The sequence below is a fragment of the Methyloversatilis sp. genome, from assembly GCF_051861465.1.
Taxonomy (GTDB): Bacteria; Pseudomonadota; Gammaproteobacteria; order Burkholderiales; family Rhodocyclaceae; genus Methyloversatilis.
The window spans coordinates 229,931-247,567 of sequence record NZ_JBHYCQ010000002.1 but is presented as its reverse complement, the minus strand read 5'-3'; the positions used below and the strand labels follow the sequence as shown (position 1 = coordinate 247,567).

Here is a 17,637-nt window from a genome sequence, read left to right as displayed (position 1 = left end):
CGATGCCGGATGCGCGGTGGCGCTCGTAGGGCATGATGGCCGAGGATGCCCGCGCAGGCAGCCAGCAGCAGTGCATCGCTTTCGGTAAAGTGGATTTGCCCGGTCCATGGCGCAAGGTCGGCAATCGGCCACAGCGCCGGTACGATGAACAGCCCCAGGCGTGGCCGACCGAGTGCGGCCAGCGCGACCATGATCAACGCGACCACCGCGAATGGCATCGATCCGGCGTAGTGCAGCAGCCAGACGACGACCGAAACGGTGGCGAGCAGCGCCAGTGCGCTCAGCGCCGCTCTGGCGCGGGGCGATCGGTCAGGCCGGGACGACAGTGCGGGAAACGACGATGGGAGATTCACCGAATGATCAGCGGCTGTGCGAACGCCGTAATGTGGTTTGCAGGCGATGATGCACGGAGTTTCCTGCTTCATGCGTGCGCCGCGTCGCGCAAGGACAAGAAATTGCAACGGTGTGTCGCGACGCTGGGCACGATGCGGTCCTTTGCTGCATGCATGCTGCTGTGCCTCGCCGCGCCGCTGTCCGCCGCGACCTGGGTGGTGGGTCCGGCGCACCTGCTGAAGACACCGTCTGACGCGGCGCAGATCGCCCGCGCCGGCGACACCGTGCTCATCCAGTCCGGTACATACAAGGCTGACGTTGCCGTGTGGACGCAGGCAAAGCTCAGGATCTCCGCATCCGGCGGTCCCGTCGTACTCGAGGCGGCGGGCAAGCATGCCGAGGGCAAGGCCATCTGGGTGATGCGCGGCGGTGAATTCGAAGTCGAAGGCATCGAATTCCGCGGCGCCCGGGTGCCCCATGGGAACGGTGCGGGCATACGCTTCGAATCAGGCCGGCTGGTGATCAGGAACTGCGTGTTCCGGGACAACGAGAACGGGATACTGACGTCGAACGACCTGCAGGCGGAACTGCACGTTTTCGACTCGGAGTTCGCCGATGCACCGCGCGATTCACGCGCCCTGCATCACCTGCTCTACGCGGGCAGCATCGCCGAACTGAAGGTGTCCGGATCGCGCTTTCACAACGGCTACAACGGACATCTGCTGAAATCGCGCGCAGCGCGCAGCGATCTGCGCTTCAACCTGCTGGTGGACGGGCCCACGGGCAAAGCGTCCTACGAGGCCGAATTTCCGAACGGCGGCCACGTGGTGATGATCGGCAACGTGATTGGCGAAAGCGCCGCCTCGGGCAATGCCCACCTTGTCAGTTATGGAATCGAAGGTGCGGTCTGGCCGGAGAACGCCCTGCTGGTGTCGCACAACACCTTCTTCTCGAAGGCAAAGACCGGAACGGAGGGTGCGTTCGTGCGGCTGGCAGACCGGAATCGGTTTCCGGCGCCGATTGCGCTTCACCTCATCAACAACCTCAATGTATTGCCGGGACAGGCGGTGCAGGGCGAAGCGACGGAAACATCCGGCAACGTTTTCGTTGTCGCCGGCGCGCTCGGCGACATCGATGCGCTCGACTTCGGGCTGGCATCCGGTTCGGCACTTCGGGGGACCGTCGGATCGGCCCCGACCGTGGGAACAACGGCGCTTGCGCCCGCTTTTGAGTTCGTTCTGCCACGCGGAATCCGTCCGCTTCCGCAGCCCGGAAAGTGGGTTCCGGGTGCTTTCCAGACCCCATCTGGCCGCTGATTGACTGTTCCGGACGCCCGTCCGGTGTTTCTTTTTGTGTCTTTGCCCGGCGACAGTGGCGCTGAAACGGCGTCGCAACGTGCCTCAGTTATCACATCCCCTTGTCGCGGCTCCGTCTTGTGATGGTATTCACGCTCAAAAGGCCTCGCCGCACATATCGTTCGCGCTCCACCGCTCACGGCGTCGCTATCGGCAACCCGTTGCATGACACGACGCGAATCAAAATGAGCAGCTCTAAAAGGGGTCTACCGTGGTCAGGTTGTTCAGTCACTATGTTCCGTCCGTAACGCTCATGAGACTTGTTGCCGAAGCCCTGGTCCTGTTGATTGCCGGCTTTGGCGCGGCGTGGATCAGCGCACCGGGGAGCGTTCAATCGCTGTTGCCGGCGCTGGTGCCCGCTGCGGTGTTCGCCGCCGTGATGACCGTGCTGATGAGCACGCTCGGCCTGTATCAGAGCGAACAGCCGCGCAACCTGTCGGAACTGGTCGGACGCGTGCTGTTTGCCTTCCTGCTGGGCCTCCCGGTGGCTTATCTGGTGTTCCGCCTGCTGCCGCAGGGCAGCATGGCGATGCCGGCGCTCGACATTTCGCTGTGCCTCGGCTTCGGCGGCATCCTGCTGCTGCGTGCGGCGTCCTTCGTGCAGGCCGACGGTGCCGGCATGTTCACCCGCCGCATCCTGGTCGTCGGCACGGGGTCCGAGGCGGCGTCGGTGTGGGCGAGTGTGTCGACGTCGGCCAGTGCGACGCACACCATCGTCGGTTTCGTGTCGGTCGGGGCGGATACCTCGGTGGAAGTGCCCAGCGCGATGGTCATGCCGGAGGGCAGTTGCGTGATGCAGCTGGCCCGCGATCACCGCGCAAATGAAATCGTGGTCGCGGTGCGCGAGCGCCGGGGCGGTGTGCTGCCGCTGCGCGAATTGCTGGACTGCAAACTGGCCGGCGTGACGGTCAATGACCTGTCGAGTTTCTTCGAGCGGATGCGCGGTCAGGTGCGTCTCGATTCGCTGCGCGCCAGCTGGCTGATCTACGGTGACGGCTTCCGCCAGGGCATCGGCCGGACGGTCGTGAAGCGGCTGTTCGACGTGCTCGCAGCGTCGGTGCTGCTGGTCGTGACCGCGCCGGTGATGTTGCTGGCCGCCATTGCCATCGCGCTGGAATCCGGTTTTCCTGTCATCTACCGTCAGGAACGCGTCGGCCAGGGCGGCCGTACGTTCAAGGTGCTGAAGTTCCGCAGCATGCGTCTGGATGCCGAAGCCGATGGCAAGCCGCGCTGGGCGAGCAACAGCGATGACCGCATCACCCGCGTGGGTCATTTCATCCGCAAGACGCGCATCGACGAACTGCCGCAGATCTTCAATGTGCTGCACGGCGACATGAGCTTCGTCGGCCCGCGTCCGGAACGTCCTTACTTCGTCGATCAGCTGACCGACCAGATCCCGTTCTACGCCGCGCGTCACTCGGTCAAGCCGGGCATCACCGGCTGGGCCCAGGTCCGTTACGCATACGGTGCCTCGGTGGACGACGCGGTACAGAAGCTGCAGTACGACCTGTACTACGTCAAGAACCACACCCTGTTCCTCGATGTGCTGGTGCTGCTGCAGACGGTGCGCGTCGTGCTTACCGGCGACGGCGCACGCTGAACCGGCGCGACACGTCGCCCGGCGCGCGTCAGGGTGCCTCCGGTGACGCGCCTGCGGTGACGATCCCTCGGCCGGCGGGCACAATGCGGCGGTTACCCCTCAAGCTACCGGCCCGTCGATGGAATCCTTCCCCGTAACGTTCGCGCTGTACGCCTATGGCGTGGCAGCGGTCGGCTTCGCCTTGTTCGGACTGCAGCTGATCATGGGCGCGCGTCAATCGCCGCGTGCCCGTCTGCTGTCCGTCTGCATGTTGTCGGGTGCTGCGTGGTGCGCGCTTGCAGCCCTGAGCGTGCTGAATGGCCATCCGGTACTGCGTACGCTCGTCTATGCGGCGGACGCGCTGCATACGCTTCTTTTCCTGCTTTTTCTCGCGGCCTGCGTCATCGATCCGGAAGGCCGCCGGCCGTTGCCGACGCTGCTCAAACGGCCGTCCTGGCTGATCCGTTTCGTACTGATTTCCGTGTTGCCGTGCGGCATGGGCTACGTTGCGCTGTCGTGGCTGGTGCCGACCGGTGTGGCATCGGTGATGTGGCTGATGGCATGCGGACTCGGCCTGAGCCTGCTCGGCGCGGTGATGATCGAGCAGTTCTACCGCAACACGCCGCAGCAGTGGCGCTGGGGCATCAAGCCGATGACGCTGGGCCTCGCGTTCTCGATCACCTTCGATCTCTATTTCTTTTCCGAATCGCTGATGTTCAGGCAGCAGGACTCGACGCTGTGGGCTGCCCGCGGTCTGGTGCATGCGCTCGCGATACCGCTGTTTGCGGTGTCGTCGGCCCGCGTCAGCGAGTGGTCGATCCGGCTGAATGTGTCGCGCGAAGCGGTGTTCCATACCTCGGCACTGGTCATGTCGGGCGGCGCGCTGCTCATCATCGCGCTGGCTGGGTACTACGTGCGCTACTTCGGGGGCGAGTGGGGTCAGGCCTTGCAGACGGTTGTGCTGGCAGCCGGCGCACTCGGATTTCTTGCGTCGATCGCCTCCGGCAGCGTGCGGGCGTGGCTGCGCGTGTTCATCAACAAGCACTTTTTCAGTCTGCGCTACGACTACCGGGCCGAGTGGCTGAAGCTCGCCGACACCCTGTACAGCGCGTCCAGCGTCGATGCACTCCGTCAGGCCTCGATCCGCGTCATGGCCGATCTGGTCGAAAGTCCGGGCGGCATGCTGTGGTTGCGCAGCGAAGCCGGTCATTACGCCCCCGCGGCACGTCTGAACGTGCCGATGATCGATGCACGCGAGTCGGCCGACAGCCCGCTGATCCAGCTGCTGCTGGGCAAGATGTGGGTGATCAACGTCGAAGAGCACCGTTCGCGCCCCGGGGTGTACGGCAATCTGAGGCTCCCGGAGTGGGTCGCGCAGACGCCGGATGTCTGGCTCATCTGCCCGCTCGGAAGCGAGGACATGCCGCTCGGCTTCGTGGTCCTGTGCCGTCCGCGTGCGCTGCTGGATCTGAACTGGGAAGTGCGTGATCTGTTGAAGACGGCCGGGCGCCAGGTGGCCGGCGTGCTCAATCAGACCCAGGCCATGGAAGCGCTGATCGAGGCCAAGAAGTTCGAAGCCTTCTCCAAGATGAGCGCGTTCGTTGTGCACGACCTGAAGAATCTCATCGCCCAGCTGTCCCTGCTGCTGCGCAACGCGAAAAAGCATCACGACAACCCCGAGTTCCAGCAGGACATGATGGACACCATCGAACACGCCGTCGGCCGCATGAACGGCATGCTGCTGCAGTTGCGCTCCGGCACCCAGCCGATCGAGCAGGCCGCGCCGGTCGAGCTGACACCTCTGCTCGAGCGACTGCACCGTGCCCGGGCGCGCAGCGGCTGCGAACTCGAACTCGATGCGGAAAGCGGCCTGATGGTGCGCGCCCATGAAGATCGTATAGAGCGGGTTGTGGGGCATCTTGTGCAGAATGCACTGGATGCCACGCCGCAAAACGGTAAAGTCAGTATCCGGGCGCGCCGCATCGACGCCGGGGTCGTGATCGAGGTCGAAGACTCCGGTTGCGGCATGACTGAAGAGTTCATGCGCGAGCGCCTGTTCAAACCCTTCCAGTCGACCAAGGCGAATGGAATGGGGATCGGCGCATACGAAAGTTTTCGCTACGTCCACGATCTGGGCGGGCGGATAGAAGTGACCAGCGAACCGGGTCGGGGCAGTCTGTTCCGGCTCGTTTTTCCTCTGCAGGCGGCTGAAGCAGCCGTTGCTTGACCGGGAGTGACATGGCAGACAAGGGGCGGACACTGTTGATCGTCGAAGACGATCCGGCGCTGCAGAAGCAGATGCGCTGGAGTTTCGACGACTACGAAGTCGTACTGGCCAGCGACCGCGAATCCGCGCTGGCGCAGATCAGGCGCCACGAACCTTCCGTGATCACGATGGACCTCGGGTTGCCGCCGGCGCCCGACGACGTGACCGAAGGGATGGCGCTGCTCGGCGAGATCATGGCGCTTGCGCCGCAGTCCAAGGTCATCGTGCTGACCGGCCAGAACGACCGCGCCAACGCGCTGCGGGCGATCGGCATGGGTGCCTACGATTTCTACGCCAAGCCGTTCGAGCCCGACATGCTCGCGCTGCTGATCGAACGCGCATTCAGGCTGCACGACCTGCAGGCGGAGAACATCCGGCTGGCCAACCAGCACCTGGGTGTCGAAGGGCGATTCATCACGCGCGATGCGGACATGCTGCGCGTGCTGCGGACGATCGAAAAGGTATCGGCGACGCGCGCCACCGTTCTGTTGCTCGGTGAAAGCGGAACCGGCAAGGAAGTGCTGGCGAAGACGCTGCACGACCGCTCGGAGCGGGCGAACGAGCGCTTCGTGGCGATCAACTGCGCGGCCATTCCCGACAACCTGCTCGAAAGCGAACTGTTCGGCTACGAGAAGGGTGCATTCACCGGCGCCACCAAGCAGACGCCCGGCAAGATCGAGGTCGCCAACAAGGGCACGCTGTTCCTCGACGAAATCGGCGACCTGCCCGGCGCGTTGCAGGCGAAGCTGCTGCGCTTCCTGCAGGAACGCGTCATCGAACGCCTCGGCGGTCGCGACGAGATTCCGATTGACGTGCGCGTGGTCTGTGCCACGCACCAGGATCTGCAGGCACTGATCGGTGAAGCACGTTTCCGTGAAGATCTGTATTACCGCCTGGCCGAAATCGTCGTCACGATTCCGCCGCTGCGCGCACGCGAAGGCGACGCCGCGCTGCTCGCACATTCCTTCGCAAAGCGGTTTTCCGGCGAGCAGGGGCGCAGCGCGCTGACGCTGTCGCGCGAGGCGGTGGCTGCGATCGAGGCGCACAAATGGCCCGGTAACGTGCGCGAACTCGAAAATTGCATCAAGCGGGCGACCATCATGGCCGATGGTAGCCAGATCACGGCGGCCGATCTCGGACTGAAGCCGGCCGACCAGGAGGATGCATTTTTCAATCTGCGCCAGATCCGCGAGGAAGCCGAGCGACGCGCTGTCGTCAGCGTGCTGGCGCGGGTAGATGGAAACATGGTCAAGGCGGCCGAAGTGCTGGGTGTCAGCCGCCCGACCCTCTATGACCTGATGAACCGTTTCGGTTTGCGCTGAATGCGCGAGGAGTGTCTGTCTTGAATCGATTTCAACTGCGTGATCGCATTCCGATGAGCCGCCTGGCGGCGGCCTTGTGTTGCGTCACGCTGCTCGCTGCATGTGACAGGAATCTGCCGCCTGCAGAACTTGTTTCCGAAGCGCGCGCGGCCATCTCGCGCAATGATTATCAGACGGCGTCCATCCAGCTCAAGAACGCCTTGCAGCAGGATGCCGGCAACGCTGCCGCACGCTTCGAACTCGGGCGCGTCCATTTCAAGCAGGGGGACATGCCGTCGGCGATCAAGGAACTGCAACGCGCGCGCGAGCTGAATCACGACGAGGGAGAGGTCGTTCCTGCCCTGGCGCGTGCCATGGTGGAAAACGGCAACTTCGTCGACGTCATCTCGAATTTCGCCTCGGCGAAAATGCCCACGCCGCAATCCGAAGCCGATCTGAAGGCGGCACTGGGCTATGCGTACATGGCAACCCGAAACAACGAGGCGGCAGCGGCGGCATTCGATCAGGCGATCGCCATTGACAAGCAGCATGTCTACGCCAGTCTGGGCAAGGCGAGACTGGCTGCGGTGAACAAGGACGTCGACGGTGCCCGCCGGTTGCTCGACGACGTGATCGCAGCGGATCAGGCCGATGAGAATGCCTGGTTCCTCGACGCCGAGTTGAAGAACTCGAAGGGGCAGTTCGAAGAGGCGCTGGCGTCCTATCGAAAAGTCTATGAAATCAGGCCGGACAATGTTCGTGCGCGCTACATCGTGGTGCACGCACTCGCCAATCAGGACAAATTCGCCGAAGCGCGGGCCGAGCTCGCGGCGTTGAAGAAGGCGGTTCCAAAAGCGCCGGAAGCGCTTTATCTGGAAGGTTTTCTGCTGGTCAAGGAACGCAAGTTCCCCGAAGCACGGCAAGTGCTGAACAAGCTGCTGTCGATCGCGCCGGACTATGTTCCGGCGCTTGGACTGGCGGCCTTGACCGAGTTCGAATTGAAGTCGTATGCACAGGCCGAACAGCATGGCGAAAAGGTGCTGGCCGCAGGCGGCGATTCGCTGTTCATCCGCAAGATATTGATCGGGTCGTATCTGCAGACCGGGCGGGTTGCCAAGGCGCAACAGACGCTGGACCCGCTGTTGCAGAAGCTCCCCGAGAACGCCGAAGTGCAGGCGTTGGCCGGTCAGGTGTTCCTGACGGCTGGGGACACCGAAAAAGCAGAAAAGGCCTTTTCCGCATCAGCCCGCCTGAAGCCGGATGACTCGGCGTCCCAGTCCAGACTGGGCCTGAGCCGCCTGGCGGCAGGTGATCGCACGGGCGGCATCGCCGCACTTGAAAATGCAGTGCGGCTGGAGGTGGATGACACGCGGCCCGATGTGCTGCTGATCGTGGCACATCTGCGCAATCGCGAGGCAGACAAGGCTCTCGTCGCAATCGATGCACTGGAAAGGAAAAAGCCGGGCGACCCCATGACGCCGAATCTGAGGGGCACGGCCTACCTGTTGAAGAAGGATTCTCCCAAGGCCCGCGCGAGCTTCGAAAAGGCGCTTGAAATCGAGCCGTCATTTTTCCCGGCCGCATCGAACCTTGCCCGGATGGATTTGCTGGACAAGGATGCGGCTGCGGCCGAATCCCGCTTCCGCAGCATCTTGGCAAAGTCGCCACAGCATCCGGATGCGCTGCTTGCGCTGGCCGGGTTGAAAGCGCGTACCAAGGAAGGCGCGCCGGACGCCCTGGCGCTGCTCGAGCAGGCGGTGAAGGCAAACGCCAAGCTGGTTGCGCCACGCACGGCGCTCGTCCAGTTGCTGTCGGCCATGGGTGAACGCAAAAAGGCGCTGGCGGCTGCAAGCGATGCGGCGGCGGCTTTGCCGGACGACACGGAAGTGCTTGAGTTGCTTGCATCGACCCAGGCGCTTGCCGGAGAGACTGACGCAGCGATCCTGACGCGGGAGAAACTTGTTGCGCGCTCACCTTCGACTGCGCAGCCGCTGCTGCGTCTTGCCGCAACCCAGATGGTTGCCAGGCGCGAATCGGAAGCGCTGCAGAACGTCCGCAAGGCGCTGACACTCGACCCCAAGTCGCGGGACGCGCAGAACATGCTCATCTCGATTCACCTTGATCGAGGTGCGCTCGACGACGCCCTCAAGGTGACGCGCGACATCCAGCGCCAGAACCCCGATCAGGCATTGGGATATGCGATGGAAGGCGAAGTGCTCGCCAAGGCGGGCAAGGCCGATGCGGCCGTCAAGCCCTACCGCGAGGCGCTGGCCCGTGAGCGCAACGCAGGCAACGTCGTAAGGCTGCACGGCGCGCTCATCCGTTCGAGCAATGGCGCTGCGGATGCGAAGGCTGTCGTGGACGGCTGGCTGAAGGAAAAGCCGGACGACAACGCCGTGCCCGCTTACCTCGCCGAGTTCGCGCTGTCCCAGAAGCGCTACGACGAGGCCGGGCAACGATATGAAGCGCTGCTGAAACGCGCGCCCAACGATCCGGTCGTGTTGAACAACCTGGCGTGGCTGGCTGCGCAGCGCAATGACAGCAAGGCGCTCGAGTACGCCGAACGGGCCTATGCGGCGGCGCCCAACAGCCCGGCCGTGCTCGACACATACGGCACCATCCTGTTCGACAGCGGTGAGACCGAACGTGGCCTGACGATGATGAAGCAGGCCGTCGCCGGGGCACCGGCCGCGCATGATCTGCGACTGAATCTCGCGCAGCGGCTGGTCAAGGCAGGCAGGAAATCGGAAGCACGCAAGGAGCTTGAGCCACTGGTGGCACTGGGCGACAAGTTTGCGCGGTCGGCGGAAGTGTCCGAACTGATGAAGAACCTTTGATTGCGGATTGGGGATAGAAGCGATGACCAAAGTTGCTGTGATTGGCCTGGGCTATGTAGGGCTGCCGCTGGCGGTCGAGTTCGGGAAGAAGATGCCGACCATCGGCGTGGACATGTCGGCTGCCAAGATTGCGGCCTACCGTGAATTCTATGATCCGACCGGCGAAGTCAGCCCGGAGGACCTGCGGGCTGCGACGCAGCTGACGGTGAGTACCGACGGGGCGGCACTGAAGGATGCGGATTTCATCATCGTTGCCGTGCCGACGCCGGTCGATGACGCGCACCAGCCTGACTTCTCGCCGCTGGTCGGTGCCTCGGAAACCTGCGGTCGCCATATGAAGCGCGGCGCCACCGTGGTGTTCGAATCGACCGTCTATCCGGGTGCGACGGAGGAAATGTGCATTCCGGTGATCGAGAAGTTTTCCGGCTTGAAGTGGCCGCAGGATTTCAATGTCGGCTATTCGCCCGAGCGCATCAACCCGGGTGACAAGGAACGCACGGTCACCAAGATCGTCAAGGTGGTGTCGGGCGACTGTCCGGAAACGCTGCGCAAGGTGTCGGATCTCTACAAGAGCGTCATCACCGCCGGCGTGTACGAAGCGTCGAGCATCAAGGTGGCCGAAGCCGCCAAGGTGATCGAGAACACGCAGCGCGACCTCAACATCGCCTTCGTGAACGAGCTGGCCATCATTTTCGGAAAGATGGGCATCGATACCGAAGAGGTGCTGCGTGCCGCCGGAACCAAGTGGAATTTCCTGCCTTTCCGTCCGGGTCTGGTCGGCGGTCACTGCATCGGCGTCGATCCGTACTACCTGACGCACAAGGCCGACATGCTGGGCTATCACCCGCAGGTCATCCTGGCCGGCCGTCGCATCAATGACGGCATGGGCAAATATGTCGCCGAACAGACGGTCAAGCAGCTCATCCGCAGCGGTGCGTCGGTCAAGGGCGCCAAGGCGCTGGTGCTCGGCCTGACCTTCAAGGAGAACTGTCCCGACCTGCGCAATTCGCGCGTGATCGACGTGATCCGCGAACTCGAGACCTATGGCATCGAAGTGCTCGTGCACGATCCGGTCGCAGAAACGACGGAAGCCGAACACGAGTATGGCGTGTCGCTGAAGTCGTGGGACGATCTGCCGAAGGTCGAGGCCATCGTGGCCGCCGTGTCGCACAAGGAATTTGCGGCCCGCCCGCTGAGCGATTTCGTGTCCAAGCTGAAGCCGGGCGGCATCGTTGCGGACATCAAGTGCCAGTTCGATGCCGAGGCGCTGCGTGCGCAGGGCGTCGCGGTATGGCGTCTGTGAGTCCGGCGTGACGCAGTTGTCCGCACTCCCGGCAGGCGTTGTCGCAGCGCTGGCGGCGCAGCCGCGCCGCTGGCTGGTGACCGGCGCCGCCGGCTTCATCGGTTCGCATCTGGTCGAAGTACTGCTGCAGGCCGATCAGCAGGTGGTTGCGCTCGACAACTTCTCGACCGGTCACCAGCGCAACCTCGACGAAGTGGTGGCGGGCATGTCTGCTGCGCAGCGTGCCCGGCTCGAGTTCGTGCGCGGCGACATCCGTGATCTCGCCACGTGCGCGTCGGTCTGTGCCGGTGTCGATGTCGTGCTGCATCAGGCCGCGCTCGGTTCGGTGCCGCGATCGCTGGCCGATCCGCTGGCGACGCACGATTCGAATGTCAATGGCTTCCTGAACATGCTGGTGGCGGCGCGCGATGCCGGCGTGTCACGCTTTGTCTATGCGGCGTCCAGTTCCACCTACGGCGATTCGCCGACGTTGCCGAAGGTGGAGGACGTCATCGGCCGGCCGCTGTCCCCGTATGCCGTCACCAAGTACGTCAACGAGCTGTACGCCGACGTGTTCGGCCGCTGCTACGGCCTGCAGTGCGTCGGCCTGCGCTATTTCAACGTGTTCGGTGCGCGCCAGGACCCTGAAGGTGCCTACGCGGCGGTGATCCCGAAATGGGCACGTGCGCTGTTGCTGGGTGACACCGTGCGCATCAATGGCGACGGCGAAACCAGTCGCGACTTCTGTTACATCGACAACACGGTGCAGGCCAACCTGCTCGCCGCGCTGACGACGCGCGCCGACGCGGTCAACACCGTCTACAACGTGGCGGCGCACCGCCAGACCACGCTGAACCAGCTGTTCGACGCCATGCGCGCCGAACTCGTCGTGCGCTTTCCGGACATCGCAAGGGCGCAGGCACAGCACCAGGACTTCCGGGCCGGCGACGTACGGCATTCGCTCGCCGACATCGGCCGCGCGCAGACCCTCCTGGGCTATGTGCCCAGTCACGACGTCAGTCGCGGTCTCGCGGAAGCGATGGACTGGTACATCGCGCGCTTTGCGCCCGTTGCGGCGGCCTGATCATGCGTACCTGGCTGCCTCGCAGTGTTCGGTTTGCCATCGCGTTGTGCGCCGCGGCGCCTGCGTTCGCGATCGAACCGGAGGCGGCCGCCCGCTCGCTGCTCGCCGAAGCGCGTCTGTTCGAACACGGCGAAGGCGTCAGCCGTGACCCGGCGCGCGCGGCGGCGCTGTACTGCCAGGCGTCCAAGCTCGGCGAAGCCGAAGCGCAGTTCAATCTGGCCTGGATGTATGCCAACGGTCGTGGGGTCGAGCGCGACGATGCGCTGGCCGCCACCTTCTTCGACCTGGCCGCGCGGCAGGGCCACGAGCACGCGCAGCGCATGCTGCGTTTCACCGGTGAGCCGACGCGCGAGCTGCCGGACTGCATGCGCGACCCGCCGGAACCCGAGCCGGTGGCGATCGCAGGCATCGCCCCTGATCTTGAAGCCGCCTTCGGCACCACGCCGGACCGGCGCAAGGTGATCGAAATCGTGCGCGAGCTGGCACCGACGTTCGACATCGATCCGCATCTGGTGCTGGCGGTCATCGGCACCGAATCGAATTTCAACCCGAAGGCGAAATCGCCGAAGAACGCGCAGGGCCTGATGCAGCTGATTCCCGAAACCGCGCAGCGTTTCAATGTGCGCGACGCCTATGATCCGGTGCAGAACATCCGTGGGGGTCTGGCCTATCTGCGCTGGCTGCTGGCCTATTTCGAGGGTGATGTCGAACTGGCGACCGCCGGCTACAACGCGGGCGAGGGCGCGGTTGATCGTTACAAGGGCGTACCGCCTTACCGCGAAACCCGCGAATACGTGAAGCGCATTCGCAGCCTGTTCAACAAGCCGGACCATCCCTACGATCATCGCGTCACCACGCCCTCGCCGGTGCTGCCGAAGATCGTGTCGCGCCGTGGCTGACGCCGGGCGCCGTCTCGCCTGCGCGGCGCTGCTGTCGGCGCCGCTGCTGGCGCACGCCGCACTGCGCGAGGCCATCGTCCGCATCAAGCCCTCCATCGTCGTGGTCGGCACGCTGATGCGCTCGCGCGCACCGGCCTTCGAGTTGAAGGGCACGGGTTTCGTCGTGGGCAATGGGACGCTGATCGCCACCAATGCGCACGTGGCGAGCGTGAAGCTGGACGACGAAAAATTCGAAATCCTTTCGGTGCTGGCGCAGGTCGATGGCAAACCTCAGATACGCGAAGCGCGCATCCTGGCATCCAGCCCCGAACATGACCTGGCACTGCTGCAGATACAGGGCGCACCGCTGCCGGCGCTTGCGCTGGGTGACTCGTCGCGCGTGGCCGAAGGCCAGTCGATCGCCTTCACCGGTTTCCCCATCGGCAGCGTGCTGGGCTTCACCCCGGTCACCCATCGCGGCATCGTGTCGGCCATCACCCCCATCGTGATTCCGGTCGACAACGTGAGCCAGCTGAACGCGCCCAACCGCAACCGGCTGGCGCGCGGCAGCTTTCCGGTGTTTCAGCTCGATGCCACCGCCTACCCGGGCAACAGCGGCAGCCCGGTATTCGACCCGGACACCGGCGAGGTGATCGGCATCATCAACATGGTGCTGGTCAAGGCCGGCAAGGAAAGCGTGCTGGCGCAGCCGAGCGGAATCACCTACGCCATCCCGGCGTCGCACCTTGCCGCGATGCTTGCCGTGCAGCGTTAGGGTCTGCTGACGTCAAACGCGAGCCGCGCGCGATGCGACCCTGCGCAGCGGCCGGTCTGGTGCGGCGACGGCCGCTGTTATAATCTGCGCGCTTGACGGTGTCGTCCCGACCCGTCGGCAATCACGCAGGCGTCGCTCCCCGTACATGTCCTTGTTCGCGCTTGGTCTCAATCACCACACTGCTCCACTTGCGGTGCGCGAGCGCATGACCTTCCTGCCGGAAGCGCTGCCCGACGCGCTGGGCGAACTGACCCGCGGCCGCCCGGTGCAGGAAGCAGCCATCCTGTCGACCTGCAATCGCACCGAGCTGTACTGCGCGACCAACGACCCCGACAGCGCGCTGGACTGGATGGCGGAATACCACCGCATCGCGCCATCCGACATCGCACCCTATGTATACAGGCTGGAGCAGCACCAGGCGGTCCGCCATGCCTTCCGCGTGGCGAGCGGCCTCGACTCCATGGTGCTCGGCGAGCCGCAGATTCTTGGCCAGATGAAGCAGGCGGTGCGCGTCGCCGAAGATGCCGGCACCCTGGGTGCGCTGCTGCACAAGCTGTTCCAGCGCAGCTTTGCAGTGGCCAAGGAAGTGCGCTCGACGACCGCGATCGGTGCCAACATCGTGTCGATGGCGGCGGCGGCCGTGCACCTGTCGGAACGCATTTTCGGCAGCCTGTCGACGCAGCGCGTGCTGTGCATCGGCGCCGGCGAAATGATGGAACTGTGTGCCGCCCATTTCGCAGGCTGTACGCCGCGCAGCATGGTGATCGCCAACCGCACGATCGAGCGCGCGCAGGCACTGGCGCAGCGCTTCACCCGGGCCGATCTGAAGGTGGCGGCGGTGAAGCTCGACGAGATCGGTGAACGGTTGTCCGAATTCGACGTTGTGTTGTCCTGTACGGCCAGTCCGCTGCCCATCATCGGTCTTGGTCTGGTGGAACGCGCGCTGAAGGCGCGCAAGTACCGTCCCATCGTCATGGTCGACCTGGCCGTGCCGCGCGACATCGAAGGCGAGGTCGGCAAGCTCAACGACGTGTTCCTCTACACGGTCGATGATCTTGCCCAGATCGTCGATTCCGGTCTGGAGTCGCGACAGGCGGCCGTGGTCGAGGCGCAGGGCATCATCGATGCGCGGGTCGCCAACTTCCTGCAGTGGGTGCAGGCACGTGAAGCGGTGCCGGCCATCCGTGCGCTGCGCGGTCACGCCGAAGACATGCGCACGATGGAACTCGAGCGCGCACTGCGTGCCCTGACGCGCGGCGAGGCGCCGGACCGCGTGCTCGACACGCTGTCGCGCAACCTGACCAACAAGTTGATGCACGGCCCGACCCGCCTGCTCAACGAAGCCCCTTCGGAAGCACGCGGCCAGATCGAGGATCTGGTGCAACGCCTGTACCCGCTGCACGACCGCGAAGGCTAGCGCCGCCCGTCCGTCCTGCTCCCGGGGTCTCTCCGGCGTCTCCATCCTTCTCCGATCGTCCCGCATGAAACCGCGCATCGCCGACAAGCTCGAACATCTGTCGCAACGTCTGGCCGACCTCGACGCCGCGCTGTCCGATCCTGACGTGACGTCGGACATCGACCGCTACCGCCGCTTCACCTGCGAACATTCGGAACTGACGCCGGTGATTGCGCTGTACCAGGCCTGGTGCAAGGCGCGCGACGACGGCGAAGCGGCGCGCGGGCTGCTGGCCGACCCCGACATGAAGGAACTGGCCCAGTCGGAAATCGATCAGTCGGTCAGCGACATGGCACGGCTAGAAGCCGATCTGCAGCGCGCCCTGCTGCCGAAGGATCCGGACGACGGCCGCAACGTGTTTCTGGAAATTCGCGCCGGCACCGGCGGCGACGAATCGGCGCTGTTCGCGGCCGACCTGTTCCGCATGTACTCGCGCCACGCCGAGCGCTGCCGCTGGAAGGTGGAGATCGTGTCGGCGAGCGAATCCGACCTCGGCGGTTACCGCGAAATCATCGCGCGCGTGGCCGGCGAGGGCGTCTATTCGCGGCTCAAGTTCGAATCGGGCGGTCACCGGGTGCAGCGCGTACCGGTCACCGAAACGCAGGGGCGCATCCACACCTCCGCATGCACGGTGGCCGTGATGGCCGAGGTGGATCAAGTGGCGGAGATCGACATCAACCCGGCCGATCTGCGCATCGACACCTTCCGCGCGTCGGGTGCCGGCGGTCAGCACATCAACAAGACCGATTCGGCGGTCCGCATCACCCACGTGCCGACCGGCATCGTCGTCGAATGTCAGGACGACCGCAGCCAGCACCGCAACAAGGCGCAGGCGATGGCCGTGCTCGCCGCGCGCATCCGCGACGCGCAGGTGCGCGCACGCGACAGCCAGATCGCCTCGACGCGCAAGAGCCTGGTCGGCAGCGGTGACCGGTCGGAGCGCATCCGCACCTACAACTTTCCGCAGGGCCGCATCACGGACCACCGTATCAACCTGACGCTGTACAAGATCGACGCCATCATGGACGGCGACCTGACCGAACTGCTCGACGCCCTGGCGCACGAGCACCAGGCCGAACAGCTTGCGCAACTGGCGGAGGAAGGCGCTTGAAGGCTCTTTCTCCGCGTCGTGCCGGGTAACGGGTTCCGATGACGCTCGACGACTGGTTGCGCAGCGCCCGTACCCGCATCGACGGGCGGGATGCGCAGGTGCTCGCTGCGCACGCACTGGGCTGCGACCGCGCCGGGCTGATCGCGCGCGGCTGCGAGAGGCTGGCGGAACCGTCGCTCGTCGCGCTCGTTGCGCTGCTCGAACGGCGTGCAGCGGGCGAACCGGTGGCCTATCTGGTCGGTCGCCGCGAGTTCTTCGGGCTCGACCTCGCGGTTGCGCCGGGCGTGCTGATTCCGCGTCCGGACACCGAATTGCTGGTTGAACTGGCGCTGGCGCGCATTCGCGATCTGGATGCGCCCCGTGTGCTCGACGCCGGCACCGGCTCGGGCGCGATCGCGCTGGCCATCAAGGCGAGTTGCCCGCAGGCGCAGGTGACGGCGCTCGACCGGTCCGACATCGCGCTGCAGATTGCGCGCGGCAACGCGCAGCGACTGGGCCTTGAAATCGGCTTCATCGCCTCGAACTGGCTCGAAGGCATGGCCGGGCACGAATTCGACTGCATCGTGTCGAATCCGCCGTACATCAGGGCCGGCGACGAACACCTGGCGCAGGGCGATCTGCGCTTCGAACCCGAATCGGCGCTTATCGGCGGGGCTGACGGGCTGGATGATTTGCGCCGCCTGTGCGGCAGCGCGCCGGAAAGTATCGCGCGCGGGGGCTGGCTGCTGTGCGAGCATGGTCATGATCAGGCGCCGGCCGTGCGTGCGCTGATGCGCTGCGCCGGGCTGACCGATGTAAGCTCCTGGCGTGACCTTGCCGGAATCGAACGTGTCACCGGCGGGGTGGTGGGCTGATGATTCACGCAGGCGGATGAATGTGTCGCTTCATCCGGATTCATTTCGCCCTGTTTGCGTCATGCGCAACAGGGCTGTTGACTTGAAACATTGAAAGGGAAACACCATGAGCATCCAGGAACAGATCAAGGAAACCGTCACCAGCCACCCGGTGGTGCTGTTCATGAAGGGCACGCCGCAGTTTCCGCAATGCGGGTTTTCGGCCACCGTGATCCAGATACTGAAGCATGTCGGCGTGCAGAACCTGCACACGATCAACGTGCTGGAAGATGCGGACATCCGTCAGGGCATCAAGGAATACGCGAACTGGCCGACCATTCCGCAGCTCTATGTGCGCGGCGAATTCATCGGCGGCTGCGACATCGTCAAGGAAATGTTCCAGTCCGGCGAACTGCAGAAGGAATTGGAAGGGATCTGACGGAAGGTATCCGGCGAAAGCGGCCTGCGAGAAGCTCGCTGATGGCAGCTCGGGGCTCCTTTGGGCACCGGCTGGCATCTGGCGGCACCTGAGGCGAACCTGCTGCGG

The 17,637-nt window shown here is 64.6% G+C and carries 13 protein-coding genes; all 13 read left to right on the top strand.

The window, feature by feature from the left end:
- Nucleotides 1–35: 35 nt before the first annotated feature.
- Nucleotides 36–1,649, top strand: coding sequence for a hypothetical protein (locus ACTIFF_RS03520; RefSeq protein ID WP_439535571.1), 1,614 nt, complete (start codon nt 36–38; stop codon nt 1,647–1,649).
- Nucleotides 1,650–1,941: 292 nt separating this feature from the next.
- Nucleotides 1,942–3,288, top strand: coding sequence for a TIGR03013 family XrtA/PEP-CTERM system glycosyltransferase (locus ACTIFF_RS03515; protein WP_439535570.1), 1,347 nt, complete (start codon nt 1,942–1,944; stop codon nt 3,286–3,288).
- Nucleotides 3,289–3,406: 118 nt separating this feature from the next.
- Entirely contained in the window at nt 3,407–5,494 is a 2,088-nt protein-coding gene (prsK, locus tag ACTIFF_RS03510) for an XrtA/PEP-CTERM system histidine kinase PrsK (protein WP_439535569.1), read from the top strand.
- Between the two features lie 11 nt (nt 5,495–5,505).
- Nucleotides 5,506–6,855, top strand: a complete 1,350-nt coding sequence (gene prsR, locus ACTIFF_RS03505; protein ID WP_439535568.1) for a PEP-CTERM-box response regulator transcription factor — start codon at nt 5,506–5,508, stop codon at nt 6,853–6,855.
- A gap of 53 nt (nt 6,856–6,908) precedes the next feature.
- Nucleotides 6,909–9,671 (top strand): XrtA/PEP-CTERM system TPR-repeat protein PrsT, encoded by a 2,763-nt coding sequence (gene prsT / locus ACTIFF_RS03500; protein ID WP_439535772.1) that lies wholly within the window; start codon nt 6,909–6,911, stop codon nt 9,669–9,671.
- Between the two features lie 22 nt (nt 9,672–9,693).
- Nucleotides 9,694–10,974 carry a nucleotide sugar dehydrogenase gene (locus ACTIFF_RS03495; RefSeq protein ID WP_439535567.1) on the top strand — a complete coding sequence of 427 codons (1,281 nt, stop codon included), beginning with the start codon at nt 9,694–9,696 and terminating at the stop codon, nt 10,972–10,974.
- 7 nt (nt 10,975–10,981) lie between these two features.
- Nucleotides 10,982–12,037, top strand: a complete 1,056-nt coding sequence (locus ACTIFF_RS03490) for an SDR family oxidoreductase (protein WP_439535566.1) — start codon at nt 10,982–10,984, stop codon at nt 12,035–12,037.
- 2 nt (nt 12,038–12,039) lie between these two features.
- Nucleotides 12,040–12,936 carry a lytic transglycosylase domain-containing protein gene (locus tag ACTIFF_RS03485; RefSeq protein ID WP_439535565.1) on the top strand — a complete coding sequence of 299 codons (897 nt, stop codon included), beginning with the start codon at nt 12,040–12,042 and terminating at the stop codon, nt 12,934–12,936.
- Entirely contained in the window at nt 12,929–13,690 is a 762-nt protein-coding gene (locus ACTIFF_RS03480; RefSeq protein ID WP_439535564.1) for a S1 family peptidase, read from the top strand. Before ACTIFF_RS03485 ends, ACTIFF_RS03480 begins: the two co-directional genes overlap by 8 nt.
- 145 nt (nt 13,691–13,835) lie before the next feature.
- Nucleotides 13,836–15,107, top strand: a complete 1,272-nt coding sequence (gene hemA / locus ACTIFF_RS03475) for a glutamyl-tRNA reductase (RefSeq protein ID WP_439535563.1) — start codon at nt 13,836–13,838, stop codon at nt 15,105–15,107.
- Between the two features lie 64 nt (nt 15,108–15,171).
- Nucleotides 15,172–16,257: a peptide chain release factor 1 gene (prfA, locus tag ACTIFF_RS03470; protein ID WP_439535562.1), complete on the top strand. Its 1,086-nt coding sequence runs from the start codon at nt 15,172–15,174 to the stop codon at nt 16,255–16,257.
- A gap of 38 nt (nt 16,258–16,295) precedes the next feature.
- Nucleotides 16,296–17,111, top strand: a complete 816-nt coding sequence (gene prmC / locus ACTIFF_RS03465; RefSeq protein ID WP_439535561.1) for a peptide chain release factor N(5)-glutamine methyltransferase — start codon at nt 16,296–16,298, stop codon at nt 17,109–17,111.
- Nucleotides 17,112–17,217: 106 nt separating this feature from the next.
- Nucleotides 17,218–17,529 carry a Grx4 family monothiol glutaredoxin gene (gene grxD, locus ACTIFF_RS03460; protein ID WP_439535560.1) on the top strand — a complete coding sequence of 104 codons (312 nt, stop codon included), beginning with the start codon at nt 17,218–17,220 and terminating at the stop codon, nt 17,527–17,529.
- The last annotated feature ends 108 nt before the right edge of the window (nt 17,530–17,637 follow it).

What these genes read in the sequence shown, in the direction of transcription:
- prfA (WP_439535562.1), top strand. Translation starts at nt 15,172, where the DNA reads ATGAAACCGCGCATCGCCGACAAGCTCGAACATCTGTCGCAACGTCTG.
- grxD (WP_439535560.1), top strand. Translation starts at nt 17,218, where the DNA reads ATGAGCATCCAGGAACAGATCAAGGAAACCGTCACCAGCCACCCGGTG.
- ACTIFF_RS03485 (WP_439535565.1), top strand. Translation starts at nt 12,040, where the DNA reads ATGCGTACCTGGCTGCCTCGCAGTGTTCGGTTTGCCATCGCGTTGTGC.
- ACTIFF_RS03520 (WP_439535571.1), top strand. Translation starts at nt 36, where the DNA reads ATGGCCGAGGATGCCCGCGCAGGCAGCCAGCAGCAGTGCATCGCTTTC.
- prsK (WP_439535569.1), top strand. Translation starts at nt 3,407, where the DNA reads ATGGAATCCTTCCCCGTAACGTTCGCGCTGTACGCCTATGGCGTGGCA.
- hemA (WP_439535563.1), top strand. Translation starts at nt 13,836, where the DNA reads ATGTCCTTGTTCGCGCTTGGTCTCAATCACCACACTGCTCCACTTGCG.
- prsR (WP_439535568.1), top strand. Translation starts at nt 5,506, where the DNA reads ATGGCAGACAAGGGGCGGACACTGTTGATCGTCGAAGACGATCCGGCG.
- ACTIFF_RS03515 (WP_439535570.1), top strand. Translation starts at nt 1,942, where the DNA reads ATGAGACTTGTTGCCGAAGCCCTGGTCCTGTTGATTGCCGGCTTTGGC.
- prsT (WP_439535772.1), top strand. Translation starts at nt 6,909, where the DNA reads ATGAGCCGCCTGGCGGCGGCCTTGTGTTGCGTCACGCTGCTCGCTGCA.
- ACTIFF_RS03495 (WP_439535567.1), top strand. Translation starts at nt 9,694, where the DNA reads ATGACCAAAGTTGCTGTGATTGGCCTGGGCTATGTAGGGCTGCCGCTG.
- prmC (WP_439535561.1), top strand. Translation starts at nt 16,296, where the DNA reads ATGACGCTCGACGACTGGTTGCGCAGCGCCCGTACCCGCATCGACGGG.